The organism is Paenibacillus sp. FSL M7-1455, assembly GCF_038004655.1.
GTDB classification, from domain to species: domain Bacteria; phylum Bacillota; class Bacilli; order Paenibacillales; family Paenibacillaceae; genus Paenibacillus_AQ; species Paenibacillus_AQ cookii.
The window spans coordinates 115,990-130,745 of the sequence record NZ_JBBORO010000001.1 but is presented as its reverse complement, the minus strand read 5'-3'; the positions used below and the strand labels follow the sequence as shown (position 1 = coordinate 130,745).

12 protein-coding genes are annotated in these 14,756 nt (G+C 51.1%); 1 reads left to right on the top strand and 11 read right to left on the bottom strand.

The annotated features are described in order from the left end of the window. Nucleotides 1–5: 5 nt before the first annotated feature. The 6 genes from rho to rpoE all read right to left on the bottom strand — a co-directional run bounded on the left by rho (nt 6) and on the right by rpoE (nt 7,122). Nucleotides 6–1,340 (bottom strand): transcription termination factor Rho, encoded by a 1,335-nt coding sequence (gene rho, locus NYE48_RS00605; RefSeq protein WP_036714884.1) that lies wholly within the window; start codon nt 1,338–1,340, stop codon nt 6–8. Nucleotides 1,341–1,519: 179 nt separating this feature from the next. Next, complete coding sequence (locus NYE48_RS00600) at nt 1,520–2,773, bottom strand: UDP-N-acetylglucosamine 1-carboxyvinyltransferase (protein ID WP_036714882.1); 1,254 nt, start codon at nt 2,771–2,773, stop codon at nt 1,520–1,522. Between the two features lie 211 nt (nt 2,774–2,984). Beyond that, on the bottom strand, nt 2,985–3,839 hold the full coding sequence (fba, locus tag NYE48_RS00595; protein ID WP_036714881.1) for a class II fructose-1,6-bisphosphate aldolase: 855 nt from the start codon (nt 3,837–3,839) through the stop codon (nt 2,985–2,987). Nucleotides 3,840–4,014: 175 nt separating this feature from the next. After that, nucleotides 4,015–4,398: a response regulator gene (locus tag NYE48_RS00590; RefSeq protein WP_212952358.1), complete on the bottom strand. Its 384-nt coding sequence runs from the start codon at nt 4,396–4,398 to the stop codon at nt 4,015–4,017. Between the two features lie 175 nt (nt 4,399–4,573). After that, nucleotides 4,574–6,178 (bottom strand): CTP synthase, encoded by a 1,605-nt coding sequence (locus tag NYE48_RS00585; protein ID WP_340996211.1) that lies wholly within the window; start codon nt 6,176–6,178, stop codon nt 4,574–4,576. A gap of 386 nt (nt 6,179–6,564) precedes the next feature. After that, nucleotides 6,565–7,122 (bottom strand): DNA-directed RNA polymerase subunit delta, encoded by a 558-nt coding sequence (gene rpoE, locus NYE48_RS00580; RefSeq protein ID WP_340996208.1) that lies wholly within the window; start codon nt 7,120–7,122, stop codon nt 6,565–6,567. 522 nt (nt 7,123–7,644) lie between these two features. On the opposite strand from rpoE, the gene NYE48_RS00575 reads away from it, so the two are divergent. Then, nucleotides 7,645–8,805: a S8 family peptidase gene (locus NYE48_RS00575; RefSeq protein ID WP_340996206.1), complete on the top strand. Its 1,161-nt coding sequence runs from the start codon at nt 7,645–7,647 to the stop codon at nt 8,803–8,805. Nucleotides 8,806–8,919: 114 nt separating this feature from the next. On the opposite strand, the gene NYE48_RS00570 is transcribed toward NYE48_RS00575, so the two are convergent. The 5 genes from NYE48_RS00570 to NYE48_RS00550 all read right to left on the bottom strand — a co-directional run bounded on the left by NYE48_RS00570 (nt 8,920) and on the right by NYE48_RS00550 (nt 14,497). Beyond that, the gene (locus tag NYE48_RS00570; RefSeq protein WP_212952361.1) at nt 8,920–10,026 is read right to left on the bottom strand and encodes a hypothetical protein; all 1,107 of its coding nucleotides are present in this window, start codon (nt 10,024–10,026) and stop codon (nt 8,920–8,922) included. A 58-nt stretch (nt 10,027–10,084) separates the two neighbouring features. After that, on the bottom strand, nt 10,085–11,485 hold the full coding sequence (locus NYE48_RS00565; RefSeq protein ID WP_340996202.1) for a sensor histidine kinase: 1,401 nt from the start codon (nt 11,483–11,485) through the stop codon (nt 10,085–10,087). Next, nucleotides 11,482–12,147: a response regulator transcription factor gene (locus NYE48_RS00560; RefSeq protein ID WP_340996200.1), complete on the bottom strand. Its 666-nt coding sequence runs from the start codon at nt 12,145–12,147 to the stop codon at nt 11,482–11,484. The genes NYE48_RS00565 and NYE48_RS00560 overlap by 4 nt, the downstream gene beginning before the upstream one ends. 248 nt (nt 12,148–12,395) lie before the next feature. Next, nucleotides 12,396–14,075 carry an arginine--tRNA ligase gene (gene argS / locus NYE48_RS00555; RefSeq protein ID WP_212952364.1) on the bottom strand — a complete coding sequence of 560 codons (1,680 nt, stop codon included), beginning with the start codon at nt 14,073–14,075 and terminating at the stop codon, nt 12,396–12,398. Further along, the gene (locus NYE48_RS00550) at nt 14,072–14,497 is read right to left on the bottom strand and encodes a DUF1934 domain-containing protein (RefSeq protein WP_340996199.1); all 426 of its coding nucleotides are present in this window, start codon (nt 14,495–14,497) and stop codon (nt 14,072–14,074) included. Before NYE48_RS00550 ends, argS begins: the two co-directional genes overlap by 4 nt. Nucleotides 14,498–14,756: the final 259 nt, after the last annotated feature.

Genomic DNA, 14,756 nt, shown 5'->3' with positions numbered 1-14,756 from the left:
AGTATTTATGTGAGCGGCACCGAAGCCGCAGCGGGTCTAGAGCTTCTCCGGTTTCCTCCGCCATGGCTGCTGCCCGAGCTTTTGCCGTTGCTCACGCCGCTGACGTCGAAGGATGCCAAAAATTCCGCATTCGTTTTGCAGTCCCGGAGCTTTTTCAGGAATCCTTCCACAAAGTCGGCCGATTCATTCATGTTTTTGCGGATCGCCCAAATCGTATCCAGCTCTTCCTTCGTCAGCAGCACCTCTTCGCGGCGCGTGCCCGAACGGCGGATGTCGATCGCAGGGAAAATGCGGCGTTCCGCCAATTTGCGGTCGAGATGCAGCTCCATGTTGCCCGTTCCTTTAAATTCCTCGTAAATGATGTCGTCCATCCGCGAACCGGTATCGATCAGCGCCGTCGCCAAAATGGTCAGGCTGCCGCCTTCCTCCACGTTCCGCGCGGAACCGAAAAAGCGTTTGGGACGATGAAATGCCGCCGGATCGATACCGCCGCTCAGCGTGCGTCCGGATGGCGGAATAACCAGGTTATAGGCACGCGCCAAGCGGGTAATGCTGTCCATCAAAATAACGACATCCTTCTTATGCTCCACCAGTCGCAGCGCACGCTCAAGCACAAGCTCCGCCACTTTGATATGGTTCTCCGGGAGTTCGTCGAACGTCGAAGCAACCACCTCACCTTTAACGGAACGCTGCATATCCGTCACTTCCTCGGGACGTTCATCGATGAGCAGTACAAACAGTTCGATTTCGGGATTGTTGGTCGAGATGCTGTTGGCAATTTCCTTTAAGAGGAGCGTTTTACCTGCTTTCGGAGGTGCGACGATCAAACCGCGCTGTCCCAAACCGACGGGAGCGAGCAAGTCCATAATCCGTGTAGACAAATGGTTAGGGGATGTTTCAAGCACGAGCTTCTTTTGCGGAAAAAGAGGTGTGAGTGCAGGGAAGTGAAGACGTTCCGCGGCTGTTTCCGGGTTTTCTCCATTGACTGCATTGACCTGCAGCAGGCCGAAGTAACGTTCATTTTCTTTAGGCGCCCGGCATTTCCCTGAGACCAGGTCTCCTGTTCTAAGATCGAATTTGCGGATCTGCGAGGCCGAAATGTAAATATCCTCGGTGCTCGGCAAATAGTTGATCGGTCTGAGGAACCCGTATCCTTCCGGGAGGATTTCCAGAACCCCTTCCATGAACATGAGTCCGCTGTGCTCTGCCTGTGCTCTCAAAATGGCAAAAATCAGCTCTTTTTTCTTCAGCTGGCCGTAATACGGGATCTGGTACTTCTTTGCAAGCTTGTACAGATCGGTCAGCTTCATTTCTTCCAAATCGGCAATTTGCAAATCCATGTAATAACCACCTATTCAATTTTATAAGTCCTGTCGTACGAAATATTGTTCTATCAGTCTATGAAAATCCTTATTAAGATAGCATTACCCAAATGGGAAGGAGATATGCAATTTTTTCGCAAAAACGTTATACCCTAATGGAATTCGCGAAAAACGCAAAATCCCCTTCCGTATGCCATTTATTCCTTTTCACGCCATACATCCGCACCTAACATCCGGAGATTGGTGACCAAATGGTCGTATCCCCGGTCGATGAACTCGACGCCCGTCACTTCGGTGACCCCTTCTTCGACCGTCAGGCCGGCGATCACCAGCGCCGCTCCGGCGCGCAGGTCCGTCGCCTTGACTTTGGCCGCGTTCAGACGGCTTCGCTCGATAATGGCCGAACGGCCCTCCACCCGGATCTTCGCGCCCATCCGGACGAGTTCGGGCACATGTTTGAACCGGTTGCTGTAGACGAAATCGCTCAGTACGCTTACGCCTTCGGCCTGCGTCAGCAAGCTGGTCATCGGCGATTGTAAATCTGTAGCAAATCCTGGATAAATCAGTGCTTTCACGTCGACATGGCCATAGCTGGGCTGACCGATGACGCGGATGCTTTCATCCAGTTCCTCGATCCCGACCCCCATTTCGATCAGCTTGGCCGTCAGCGCTTCAAGGTGTTTGGGAATGATGTTGTCGATCAGCACATCCCCGCGCGTGGCGGCAGCCGCGATCATGTACGTGCCTGCCTGAATCCGGTCCGGGATGATGGAATGGCGGCAGCCGTGCAGTTCGGAGACGCCTTCGATGCGAATGGTTTCGGTTCCTGCGCCTTTGATAACGGCGCCCATGGAATTAAGAAGCGTTGCTACATCTATAATCTCAGGCTCTTTGGCCGCATTTTCGATAATTGTGGAGCCTTTGGCTTTGGCAGCCGCCAGCATAATGTTAATCGTCGCACCCACGCTGGATACGTCCAAATAAATTTTGGCGCCCTTCAATTCCTTTGCATGAAGGTGAATCGCCCCATGTTCATTGGTCACGGTTGCGCCCAATGCTTCAAATCCTTTAATATGCTGGTCGATCGGGCGGGGTTCGAAGTTGCATCCCCCGGGAAGACCGATGACCGCTTCTTTGAAACGGCCAAGCATGGCTCCCATCATGTAATAAGAAGCTCTTAACTTTTTGACGGGGCCGTTTGGCATAGGAATCGACTTGATATCGGAAGGGTCGATGACCATTTGGCTTTCCTTCCAGGTTACTTTTGCGCCCAGCTCCTCCAAAATCTCGGCATATACCGCCACGTCGCTCAGAAGAGGCAGATTGTCGAGCACGACTTCGGACTCGGCCAAAATCGCGGCAGGAATCAGGGCAATGGCGCTGTTTTTGGCTCCGCTAATCGTCACGGCACCATGAAGTGGGCGTCCACCACTTATCATCAATTTTTCCATACGTTTTAGGTTCCCCCCACTTACTTCGCAGCAGCAAAATCGTTTGGTGTTCATTTTGGTTGATGAAATGGAAAAACACCGGCTAAGCGGTGTGCTCTCCATTTCAACCTATTCAATAGGACAGCCCCTGGCCGGGGGCTGTCCATCTTCATTTCAAACAACACGTAAGCTCTCTTGTGCGGCAAAGCACAGAAACAACGAAAAACGCAGGTTACGCTTTGTTGTTCGAGCCGAACTCGCGGATTTTACCGATGACGGTTGCTTTGATGGCGTCGCGTCCAGGCACGATGTACTTACGAGGATCGTATACGTCCGGTTTTGCGGCAAGCACTTCGCGAACGGCTTTCGTGAATTCGATTTGGTTTTCGGTGTTTACGTTGATTTTGGATGTGCCCAAAGAGATGGCTTTTTGGATGTCATGCGTAGGAATGCCGGTACCGCCATGAAGAACGAGCGGAATTTGCGTCGCATTTTTGATTTCTTCCATTTCTTTGAACCCGAGGTTCGGTTCGCCTTGATAAGGGCCGTGTACGGAACCGAGCGCAGGCGCAAGGGTATCGATGCCTGTTTCTTTGACGATGCGGATGCAGTCTTCCAGCTTGGCATACATGATGCCGCCGATCACGTCGTCTTCTTGTCCGCCGACAGTGCCTACTTCGGCTTCAACGGAAACGCCTTTGGCATGCGCATATTCAACCACTTTTTTCGTCGTTTCGATGTTGTGGTCGATCGGGCTGTGGGAATCGTCGATCATAACGGACGTAAATCCGGCGTCGATCGCTTCTTTACATTTTTCGAAACTGGAACCATGGTCCAGGTGGATCGCTACGGGAACCGTAATTTTCAGGTCATGGATAAGGCCTTCCACCATTTTCACTACCGTATAGAAACCGCTCATATGACGGGCAGCACCTTCGGATACGCCGAGAATCACAGGAGATTTTTCTTCTTCGGCAGCGAGAAGGATCGCCTGGGTCCATTCAAGGTTGTTGATGTTGAATTGACCTACCGCGTATTTCCCTGCAAGCGCCTTGTTTAACATGTCAGTCATCGATACCAATGGCATGGTTTCAATCCTCCTAAAGTCATCGTTTTGTCTATGGTTTAAAGCCGACTTCTCTTATTCGGGATTATTATACCACATCATGTTCCAAATGCTAAACAAGCAATTGAAAATAAGCTTTGCCCCTTGATAGACGAAGGCAAAAAAAAGAATTCTGCCTAAGCAGAATCCTCTTCCGTCATCCGGATTGAACAGGGTTGTGTTTCAGCTGCATGTTCACCGCAACCCGCATTTCATCGATGTCAAACGGCTTTGTAAAATGCATCAAGGCTCCCAGCTCGGTCGCTTCCTTGATCATGTCGAGCTCGCCGTAGGCGGTCATCATGATCACTTTGATGGCTGGGTTCATTTCCTTAATATGCTTCAAAATTTCGAGTCCGTCCATCCCCGGGATTTTCATATCGAGCAGAACCAAATCGGGCGCATCCTTTTCCACGATCTCTAACGCGATTTTTCCGTTGGCCGCCTGATACGTCGTATAACCTTCGCTGCTGAACACTTCCATTAACAGGATGCGTATTCCGTTCTGGTCATCGACAATCAATACTTTCTTCTTATCCACTTCAGCAAACCTCCCAACATCGCCTAACCCTGCCTATCCTTGAATTTAACATTTATTGGTTAATCGTTGCGAAATATATCCAGTTAATGTTATTCGCTCTCTAGTTACGAATTCCTTCCTCTGCGCAAAAATGAAAAAAGGACCTGTAACAAAAGGTCCTTTTTTCAAATGGATATTAGATCGTTTTATAGTTAATCGACGCTTTGACGAATTCGCGGAAAAGCGGCTGCGGACGGTTTGGCCGGGACGTGAATTCCGGATGGAACTGTACGGCCAAAAACCATGGGTGTTCCGGAAGCTCCACGATTTCGACCAGGCGGCCGTCCGGGGAAGTACCGGAAATGCGCAGGCCTGCTTTTTCGATCGCTTCGCGGTATTGGTTGTTGAACTCGTACCGGTGGCGGTGTCTTTCGTACACAAGCTCGTCATTGTAGCATTTCATCGCCAGCGAGCCTTCGGCCAGCTTGCATGGATACAAGCCAAGGCGCATCGTGCCGCCCAGGTCCTCGATATCCTTTTGCTCAGGCAGCAGGTCGATGACCGGATACGGGGTAGCCGGATTGATCTCGGAGCTGTTCGCGTCGTCCATTCCGAGGACCGAACGGGCATATTCGATAACCGAAACCTGCATGCCGAGGCAGATGCCGAAGAACGGAATTTGCTTCTCGCGCGCATAACGGATGGCGGAAACCTTGCCTTCGATGCCGCGGTCGCCGAAACCGCCCGGCACGAGAATGCCGCCGATTCCGCCCAGCAGCTCGTCCACGTTCTGGTCGGTCACTTCCTCTGCGTTGACCCAGCGGATTTTCACGTCGGCGTTTGCCTCAAATCCGGCATGGGAGAGCGATTCGACCACGCTCAAATAAGCGTCGTGAAGAGCGACGTATTTGCCGACGATCGCGATTTCGACCGTTTTTTCCAGCTTGTTGATCCGGTCGACGAGGCTTTCCCATTCGGTCATGTCCGGTTTCGGCGTCGTCAGCTTCAAGTAGTTGACGACGATTTCGTCCAAACCTTCGTCGCGCAGATTCAATGGAACCTCGTACAGCGTGGACGCATCGCGGCATTCCACGACCGCGCTTTCGTCGATGTCGCAGAAGAGGGCGATTTTGGCCTTCATGTCGGCGGACAATTCATGCTCGGTGCGGCAAACGATCACGTTCGGCTGGATCCCGATGCTGCGAAGCTCCTTCACGCTGTGCTGCGTCGGTTTCGTTTTCACTTCGCCCGCCGCTTTAATGTAAGGAATCAGCGTCACATGGATGTACATCACGTTCTCTCGGCCGATTTCGCTTTTGATCTGACGGATGGCTTCCAGGAACGGCAAGCTTTCGATGTCGCCTACCGTACCGCCGATCTCCGTAATGACGACGTCCGAGCCGGCTTCGCGGCCCGCACGGAATACGCGTTCCTTGATTTCATTGGTGATATGCGGGATAACCTGAACGGTACCGCCCAAATATTCGCCGCGGCGTTCCTTGCTGATAACGGACGAATATACCTTGCCTGTGGTGACGTTGCTGTTCTTGGACAGGTTGATGTCAATAAATCGCTCATAATGCCCCAAATCGAGGTCCGTTTCGGCTCCGTCGTCGGTAACGAACACTTCGCCATGCTGATAAGGACTCATGGTGCCCGGATCCACGTTCAAATAAGGATCGAATTTCTGGATCGTAACCTTTAATCCTCTGTTTTTCAGCAGTCTGCCCAGAGAAGCCGCCGTAATCCCTTTACCCAGGGACGACACTACCCCGCCCGTCACAAAAATATACTTTGTCACTATAAAAACCCTCCTATTAAAGTTCCAGTAAATTCAGGCGACATATGATGTTTAGCGTAACCCTTTTTCATGAATTCCACCCGAAAAACGGCCGCGCCGGTGATATTGCTTTACCGTCCGCTTGAACAACAATGCGCCATTTGAAATCAAATGGCACAATGAGGTAATCCGGCATCTATATAGAGTGAACTTTTAACGAGCGAGTCCATTCTACAGAAGCAAAACAGCCTGAAATGCAGCCCGTTTTGCCCCAAAAAAACAAAAAAAGTGACACCCGTAGGACGGGGCACTTTTTATTATTTTACGCATATTTAAATCTCAATCATAAGCCCATGCAATAGTTTACTCGTTGCCTTGTCCTCTGTCAAGAGAGAATGGCAAACGGATTAATATTTATCGTCATCGTCGGAATCGTCGGCCAAATCCTCGTCGTCTTCGTCCAGATCTTCTTCTTCGTCCAGATCTTCGTCCTCGATGATGTCCTCATCTTCGATTTCGTCTTCGGAATCGTCGTCGGAGTAAATATCGTCATGGTCCTCGTCGATGCGGTCGAAATCTTCTTCGGTATCGTCCGGATTGAAGCTGTCGTCCTCATCGATGAATTCGTCGTCCTCATCCTCGTCGTCGTCATCGTTGATGATGCGCGGACGCTTCGAGCTCGAGATCGGATCCTCCGAGCGGTCGATCGGATACCAGCGTTTAAGTCCCCAAAGGTTGGTACCGACGCACGCGAACCGGCCGTCGATATTGATTTCTGTATATAGCTGCGCAACGGTTTCTTTGATTTCTTCTTCCGTCAAGCCGCGAAGCTTGGCAACCTCTTTCATCAGGTCAAGGTAATAAAATGGCGCATTCGCCGCCTTCAATACCGCAAAGGCCAAATCCACCAATGGCATTTCCCTGATTTTTTCAGGGTCCATCTTTAATTGGAGTGAGTTACTCACTAACGGACACTTCCTCTCACGCAATGTTCAACTTATACGGATTTATTGGCGTTGTTCACCCGTATAACATCTGCTTTATAACAACATATCCATTATCAAAACTAAGTAAAACCTATTTATAAATAAATTGCAAGTTTTTATGCGGGAAACCCGGGGGCCTCTTTTCGGGAATGAAAAAGGCAGGGTTCCCCCTGCCCTTTGACTGTATCCGCCCGGACATGGCTTCCCCTGCCGGGAAATTTTGAAAGAGCCCTTGAAGTCTCTCCCATATATTTTATGTCCGCAGGTTGGTTTTGCCATTCGGGCGGGGCCTAATTCCACAAAAAAACGCATCAAGTAAATACTTACCTCAATAAAGAGCACGGCACCGAAAAAGCTGTGCTCAACTTACCCGAAAAAGACATCGACCCATGAAAATTTATATCGAATCTTGTGCCGGAACAAGGGCAAGTTCCCACTCGCAGCAGCCGCCTCCCACATACAATGCAAAAGCAGGGTTCATTATGAGGGGGACTGCCCAATATGGACTACACCGGATTGATACAGATGCTGCTTGAAGACATGGAGAGTCCCGCACCGTCCGGAGCCAAACGGATCATCAGGTTCGTCGATCCCCGGCACTACGATCAATTTGAACAAACACTGCAGGAGTTAAAAGCCCTTCACCCCGATTGGCCAGACCTGCCAACATCCCGCACGCTTAAATCGGTTATGGCACCCCTGTCCGGCAGCGGAAGACATCTGGATCCTTTCAAAAACGACATTGTGATCGAGGAAGACTGCCTGGTCCAGGTGCATACGCTGGCAAGCAAAACCAGCCAAGGCCCCGGCATTCCTTATGGCGTCAAACAAATCCAGGCTCCAAAGGCATGGTCAACCTCCACCGGGTACCGGATCAAAATCGGCGTGATCGACACCGGCGCGGATTACTACCATCCGGACCTTCGCGGATCACTCGCCAAAGGCATTAATCTGCTGAACAGGCATATGCTTCCGTTCGACGACAACGGGCACGGAACCCATATTGCCGGCACCATCGCGGCAGCCAACGGCACGGAAGGCATGATCGGCGTCGCGCCCCGGGCTACCATATATCCGGTCAAAGCTTTTGATCATAACGGCTCGGCCTACGTGTCCGATATCATCCAAGGCATCGACTGGTGCATCCGAAACCGCATGCATATCATCAATATGAGCTTCGGCATGAAAACGCGCAGCAAAGCATTGCTGGAGGTCGTTAATAAAGCCCACGCAGCCGGCATATCGATCGTCGCTTCTTCCGGCAATGACGGAAAACGGCGCAATATCGACTATCCCGCCAAATATCCGCAAACCATCTCTGTCGGGGCAACCGACCGCCGTCGGCGGATCGCCAGCTTCAGCAACAGAGGCGAGTTCATTGATATTTATGCCCCGGGAGATAAAATCATTTCTTCCTGGACGCAAGGCAAATACCATGAGATGAGCGGTACGTCGATGGCCACGTCCCATGTGAGCGGGGCAATCGCGCTTTTGCTTGCGCAAAATCCCGGTCTTCAGCCGGATGAAATCAAAGAGCTGCTGCAGCTGACGGCCACCCCGTTAAAAACCCGAAAAGGGCAGCGCCGTCCTGCCGGAGGGGCAGAGGTCAACGCGCTGAAGCTGCTGCGGGAAGGCATGAAAAGAAAAAAATCCAAATCATAAAACGAAAAAACGAAAATAAACGCGCAGCCATTTTTATTGATGCGAAAAGAAGGCTGTCCTTGGGCCCATTAACCGGGCCCAAGGACAGCCTTCCTACATTTGATTCCGCCCAGATTATTTCCCCTTTGCCGCAGGTTCGTAAATCAGGCATCGCAACATTTTTTCCGGATATCGCAATTCCACGATATAGGAGCTGCCGTCCTTCATTGCGATGGAAACGGCAACAACGCCGCGCTGATCGTATACTTGATCTTGTATAATGGTTGATTTTTGAATGGGGCGCGTGTCTCCCTGTTTTTTGACGACAATGGCTTTGGCCGCTTCAATCCAGCTTGGATCTTGTCTGATCTGCTTATTCATGGCGGATGTAACCGGCGTTCTTTTATAAGCCGAATTAAAAATCGTGGTATCGATCACTGTCCCGCTCAATGCATCAATCATGACATCATACATCATAAAAGCACTTCCGTTTGCTTCCAGTGTGCGGACTTTATAAGGCTGAAAATGGACGTACCATATTCCCTTTTGTTCAGGGCCAAATTTATCAAATGCCACATTCGCTTCCATTTTGGACACATCGACACCAAACAGCTTGCTTACGCTTTCGCGGGCCATCGCCAATGCCTCTGCTTTTACTATATCTTTCGCATCTGGCTGCTGCCTTTGAAGCCTCTTGGACTGAGCAAAGACAACTCGGTAGGACCAGTCAATAGACTGCAGCAGCTCTTCGTCAGTCAGCTCTCGGTCAGGGTAAATCCAAATATCTTTCCCTATGTCAAAGTAGAAGCTCGAAACGCCTGGTTTCAGAGGCAGCTTGTTTTGGGGGCGGACGCCGTCATAGACATATCGATCTTCCAACGCTTTTCTCCGATTGACCTCTTGATCGCTCATTTTCCTACTCTCCGCTACCTCTTTGCTGTTGTCGATGTAATTGTATATTTGCTGCATCTCTTCAGCCGTCATCGTTCGTTCCAGCTCCTCTTCCACGGTCGAGACCGGAACTTTCCCTTCTACATTTAACACCGGAACCTTGCTGCTTGCCAGCGTAATTGCAACCGGCTTCTCTTGCGCTGCCGATGCTGTAAACGACTGTTGAGCAACGGGTTCGCTTTGTGTTAACGTGGCTATATTCGGGACTGCATACGCGTTGAATGCAAGCAAACCGCCGGAAACGGCGCAAAAGGCAAGTGCCGTCAAAATATTTTTTGTTTTGTTTTTCATCTGCATAACCTCCATTTATGGACCAGGCCCGGCCAATCCATACTTTAAACCAAGGATGTTATCGAGTAAGGCCTTCGTTGTTATGGAGTTGTAAAAAGATGCGGATACAGGTCCCCTCATTTTCCCGGGATTCGAGGGATAATGGCGCCTGATGCGCCTCGGCTATTTGTTTGCAGATCGATAATCCCAACCCGGCTCCCCCATGTTCCCTCGAGCGGGCCTTGTCTGCCCGGTAAAACGGCTCAAATGCCCGCAGAGCCTGACTTTCACTCATTCCCTTGCCAAAATCCCGAACTTCCAGCACCGCCGCTGAATCTTGTTTATAAGCCGACAAACGGATTTCGGAGCCTTCCGCCGACGCATGAATAGCATTGTCAATGCAATTGACCAGAAACGACGAAAGCAGGTCCGGGTCTCCCCATATGCTCTCTATGCCGTTATTCAGAACAAGCTTTACGCCGGCTTGCTCTAGATTCTCCTGTTCCATCTGCCGGACAGATTGAAACAGCTCATCCACCGATAAACGGATACGTTCTACCGACTGGTGGCGCAAAACGGACAAGTCCAACAGCTTGAAGGCCAAATTTTTCAAACGGAGCGTCTCACTCCAGATGTGCCCGCTCGCCGTGATCCGTTCCTCCTCGCTGATATGGGCTGAATTCAAATACTGCGCAAAACCCTGCATGCTTGTCAAAGGAGTGCGCAATTCATGGGCCAGATTATCAACGATGCGCTGTTTTTCCTCCGCCATCGCAGAAAGCTCGGTGACGTGCCTTCCGACGGCTTCTGCCATCTGATTGAAATTTTGCGCAAGTTCCCCGAACTCGTCATTCCTTTTCAATGCCACGCGTTCGTTATAATTCCCGCCGGCGATCGTTTGGGTCGTCTTGGACAGCTGCCGTAAAGGTCTGGTTAATTGGCGGATCAGAACATATAACAAGAAGGCAAGAATCGGGCCGGCAATGACATTGACGTAAACAAAATAACGGTTCAATTCCTTTTGGCTGGTATACAGTTCTTCGATATTCCGTTTATACACCAGCTTCAATTCTTGATACGGAGCGGGCAGCTCGCCCGAGGTTACCATTTCATGAACCTTTTGTTCTTCCGTATGTGTTTGTCCCGAACCTTGCTGCCTCCCGGCACCCACATCGCCATCATAAACAAGCCGATCCCGATTCCATAATTGCAGGAAAATATTTTGCTTCTGATAATATTCCGCATAGGAACGAGCCACGTCGAATAATACGTCCTCTTTCACGGTCATGCCCCTCGACTTGATCGAGTTTAAATTGTCATAGATGTTGTTGGCGATGAATGCCTGCTCATTGGAAGATCTCTGCATCTCCCTATCCATGTTAAGCTTCCAGCTTTTATGCATCATCATAATCACGCTGGCATCAAGGGCAACGATAAACAAAATCAGCACGACCAACAGCGTCTTCTGCCAAAATCTCATGGTTCACCCGGCATTTCCAGACGGTATCCAAGCTTGAAAACGGTCTTGATCCGCTCTTCCCATCCCAACTTTTTGCGCAGCTGCCGGATATGAACATCAACCGTTCGGGTTTCTCCCTCATAATCATATCCCCAGGCCAGCTCCAGCAGTTTTTCCCGGGATAGGGCAATATTTCGGTTTTGAAGCAATACGTCAAGCAGTTCAAACTCCCTTACGGTCAATTCAACGGCACAGCCCAGTTTGTATACCTGCCGCTCCATTGGCCGGATCTCGACATCATCGATGATTATTGCCGTTTGCTCCTTGGTGCTCCGGCGCAGCACTACATGGATCCGGGCCAGCAACTCCAAAATTTCAAAGGGTTTGATGATATAATCATCCGCGCCCAGTTCAAAACCGGCAATGCGGTCAGCCAAAGAGTCTTTAGCCGTAATAAATATAACCGGAATATTCAGGTTCCGAATTTGCCTCATCAGCGAAAAGCCGTCCAATCCAGGCAGCATCACGTCCAATAAAATCAGATCGATCTTCTCCCGTTTCAAAATAGCCGGCACTTCCATTCCGCTGAAAGCCTTAAAAAATCGATGCCCGACGAGCTTTAAATTCATCGTTATCAAGTCATTGATCGGTTTTTCATCTTCCACTACCAATATAGTCGCCACGTTCCAATCCCCTTCTCCCCATGTTTTTCGAACGCATTCAGACGGGCGTATTTGGTCGTTATTCTACAATAAAGGTTTTTTTCCTCTATATTTCTACCAAGCGGATGCCTTAGTTCGCGAAAATAAAAAAATCCCCTTTGCCGCGGGCACCCGATGTCACAGAACATTCCGGAGCCCGCGGCTGGGGGCTTTTTGTATAGCTGATAACTTCCTTACCGGAAGATCGGTTGATCCTCTCGGCCAGCTCCTTACATTTGTTCCGGCGCGCTTACGCCGACCAGCTTCAGTACGTTGGCAATGACCGTGCGGACGGCTCCCAGCAGGGCGAATCGAGCCTGCGTCTGGGCGGCGTCTTCGGTAATGACGCGCTGCGCTCTGTAATAGCTGTGGAACAGGGACGCAAGATCATACACGTAGCGGATCATGCGGTGCGGCGCATAGTTCGCCGCGGCGACGGCAATCTCCTCGGGGAGCTCGCCGATTTTGCGGAGCAAATCATATTCATGCTCGGTATTCAACAGGCTGAGATCCACTTCGGCAAGCGGCAGCAGCGTAATCCCCTGCTCCTCTGCCTGACGGTAGATGCTGCAGATCCGGGCATGGGCGTATTGCACGTAAAACACCGGATTTTCATTGGACGTCGAAATCGCCAGATCCATGTCAAAATCCAGATGGGAGTCCATGCTGCGCATCGTGAAGAAGTAACGGATGGCATCGACGCCGACTTCTTCCATCAGGTCCTCCATCGTCACCGCTTTGCCCGTCCGTTTGGACATTTTCACTTTTTCCCCGTTTTGGAACAAGCTGACCATTTGGGCGATCAATACCGTCAGCCGTTCCGGATCGTAACCGATCGCTTCCATCGCCGCCTTCATCCGCGGAATATATCCGTGATGGTCGGCTCCCCAAATGTTGATCAGGCGGTCGTACCCGCGCTCGAATTTGTTGCGGTGATAAGCGATGTCCGGCGTCAAATAGGTGTAGGTGCCGTCATTTTTCACCAATACGCGATCCTTGTCGTCGCCGTAATCGGTCGTGCGGAGCCAAGTCGCCCCGTCCTGTTCGTACACCTGTCCCTTGGCTTTCAATTCGTTCAGGGATTCCTCGACCAGCCCTTTTTCGTAAAGGGAGGTTTCGCTGAACCATTCGTCGAAATGCACCCGGAACCGGTTCAGGTCGCGTTTGATTTTGTTCAATTCCTTTTCGAGCCCGTATTTGCGGAAATACGCCGCGCGTTCTCCCGGGTCCATGGAGAGCAGGGAATCGCCTTTCTCGGCGACGAGTTCCTTGGCGAAACCTTTGATGTCTTCCCCATGGTAACCGTCCTCCGGCATCTCGGCGTCTTGGCCGAGCTCCTGCAGGTAGCGGGCTTCGATCGATTTGGACAGGTTCTCCACCTGGTTGCCCGCGTCGTTGATGTAATATTCGCGGGTCACTTCATAGCCGGCAAAATCAAGCACGTTGCACAGGGCATCACCGACGGCCGCGCCCCGCGCATGCCCCAAATGCAGGCTTCCGGTCGGATTGGCGCTGACGAACTCCACCTGGATTTTCTGGCCTTGTCCCAGCGCGATCCGGCCGTAATTTTCCCCTTGCTCATGAACCTGCTGGATCACCGGGTACAGGTAACTTTTGTTCAGCGTGAAGTTGATGAAGCCTGGTCCGGCGATGTCGGCTTTTTCAATGGAAGCTTTGTTCATGTCAAAATGCTCCAGGATCGCCTCGGCGATCTGGCGCGGGTTCTTTTTCGCGATCCGGGTCAGCTGCATCGCGGCATTCGTTGCCAAATCCCCGTGCGATTTGTCCTTCGGTACCTCGAGCGTAAACGCGGGCAGTTCCTCGCGGGTTGCGATGCCAGCCGCTACGACGGCCTCGGCGAGCGCTTCGGTCACCAGCTGGTTGATATGTTCTAATGGATTGGTTGTCATTGCGTGTCCTCCTGTATATGCAAACTAATATCAAAATGTCCCGTACATTCCTCATGCACGTACAAATCGTACGTCCAGGAAACCGTTCCCGAAAACCCGCGATCCCACCGGATCTCAAGCGAGTTTGTCCGTGTCGAAAGATTGAACGAGGTATACGGAGACCTATAAAAACCGGGCATCGCGGCGCCTTCCTGAAACGTTTGCTCCGATTCCACCGCGCCGTGCCGGATCATTTTTATGCTGTCCCGGGCAATTTTCAGAAGGGTCCTCGTCTTCCGTCCCTTCAAATCGGCCTCCGGCTCCTCATATTTAAGATAGAGCGCCCCGCCGCGTTCAAACACTTCGGCCACCGCCTCTTGCACCACGGGGTCCCCGTCCTGCTTGCTCTGCAGGCGAATGCGCGCTCTTTTCGCTTCTTGCATCACGTTACGGCTCCATTCTGTTTCTTTCTATTGTAATACTATATCCAGTTCAGGGGCTCAATTCAACAGGCAGAAGCAATTGCAGACGACTTAACCGCGCCCGGCTTCCCTTCGTTATTATACAGCTTTCACGCCTTCCGTTCTTTCTATTCTTTCGCGTTTTTGGTTCCGAGGGAAGTTGGAAGATTGATATGAAAAGGAAACCGCATGGGCTGCGGCGAAATCATGGAGGAAAGGAATTTGAAGGTTTTGACGGCAA

What these genes read in the sequence shown, in the direction of transcription:
- NYE48_RS00565 (WP_340996202.1), bottom strand. Translation starts at nt 11,485, where the DNA reads ATGAGATTTTGGCAGAAGACGCTGTTGGTCGTGCTGATTTTGTTTATC.
- rho (WP_036714884.1), bottom strand. Translation starts at nt 1,340, where the DNA reads ATGGATTTGCAAATTGCCGATTTGGAAGAAATGAAGCTGACCGATCTG.
- NYE48_RS00550 (WP_340996199.1), bottom strand. Translation starts at nt 14,497, where the DNA reads ATGCAAGAAGCGAAAAGAGCGCGCATTCGCCTGCAGAGCAAGCAGGAC.
- NYE48_RS00570 (WP_212952361.1), bottom strand. Translation starts at nt 10,026, where the DNA reads ATGAAAAACAAAACAAAAAATATTTTGACGGCACTTGCCTTTTGCGCC.
- argS (WP_212952364.1), bottom strand. Translation starts at nt 14,075, where the DNA reads ATGACAACCAATCCATTAGAACATATCAACCAGCTGGTGACCGAAGCG.
- fba (WP_036714881.1), bottom strand. Translation starts at nt 3,839, where the DNA reads ATGCCATTGGTATCGATGACTGACATGTTAAACAAGGCGCTTGCAGGG.
- NYE48_RS00575 (WP_340996206.1), top strand. Translation starts at nt 7,645, where the DNA reads ATGGACTACACCGGATTGATACAGATGCTGCTTGAAGACATGGAGAGT.
- NYE48_RS00600 (WP_036714882.1), bottom strand. Translation starts at nt 2,773, where the DNA reads ATGGAAAAATTGATGATAAGTGGTGGACGCCCACTTCATGGTGCCGTG.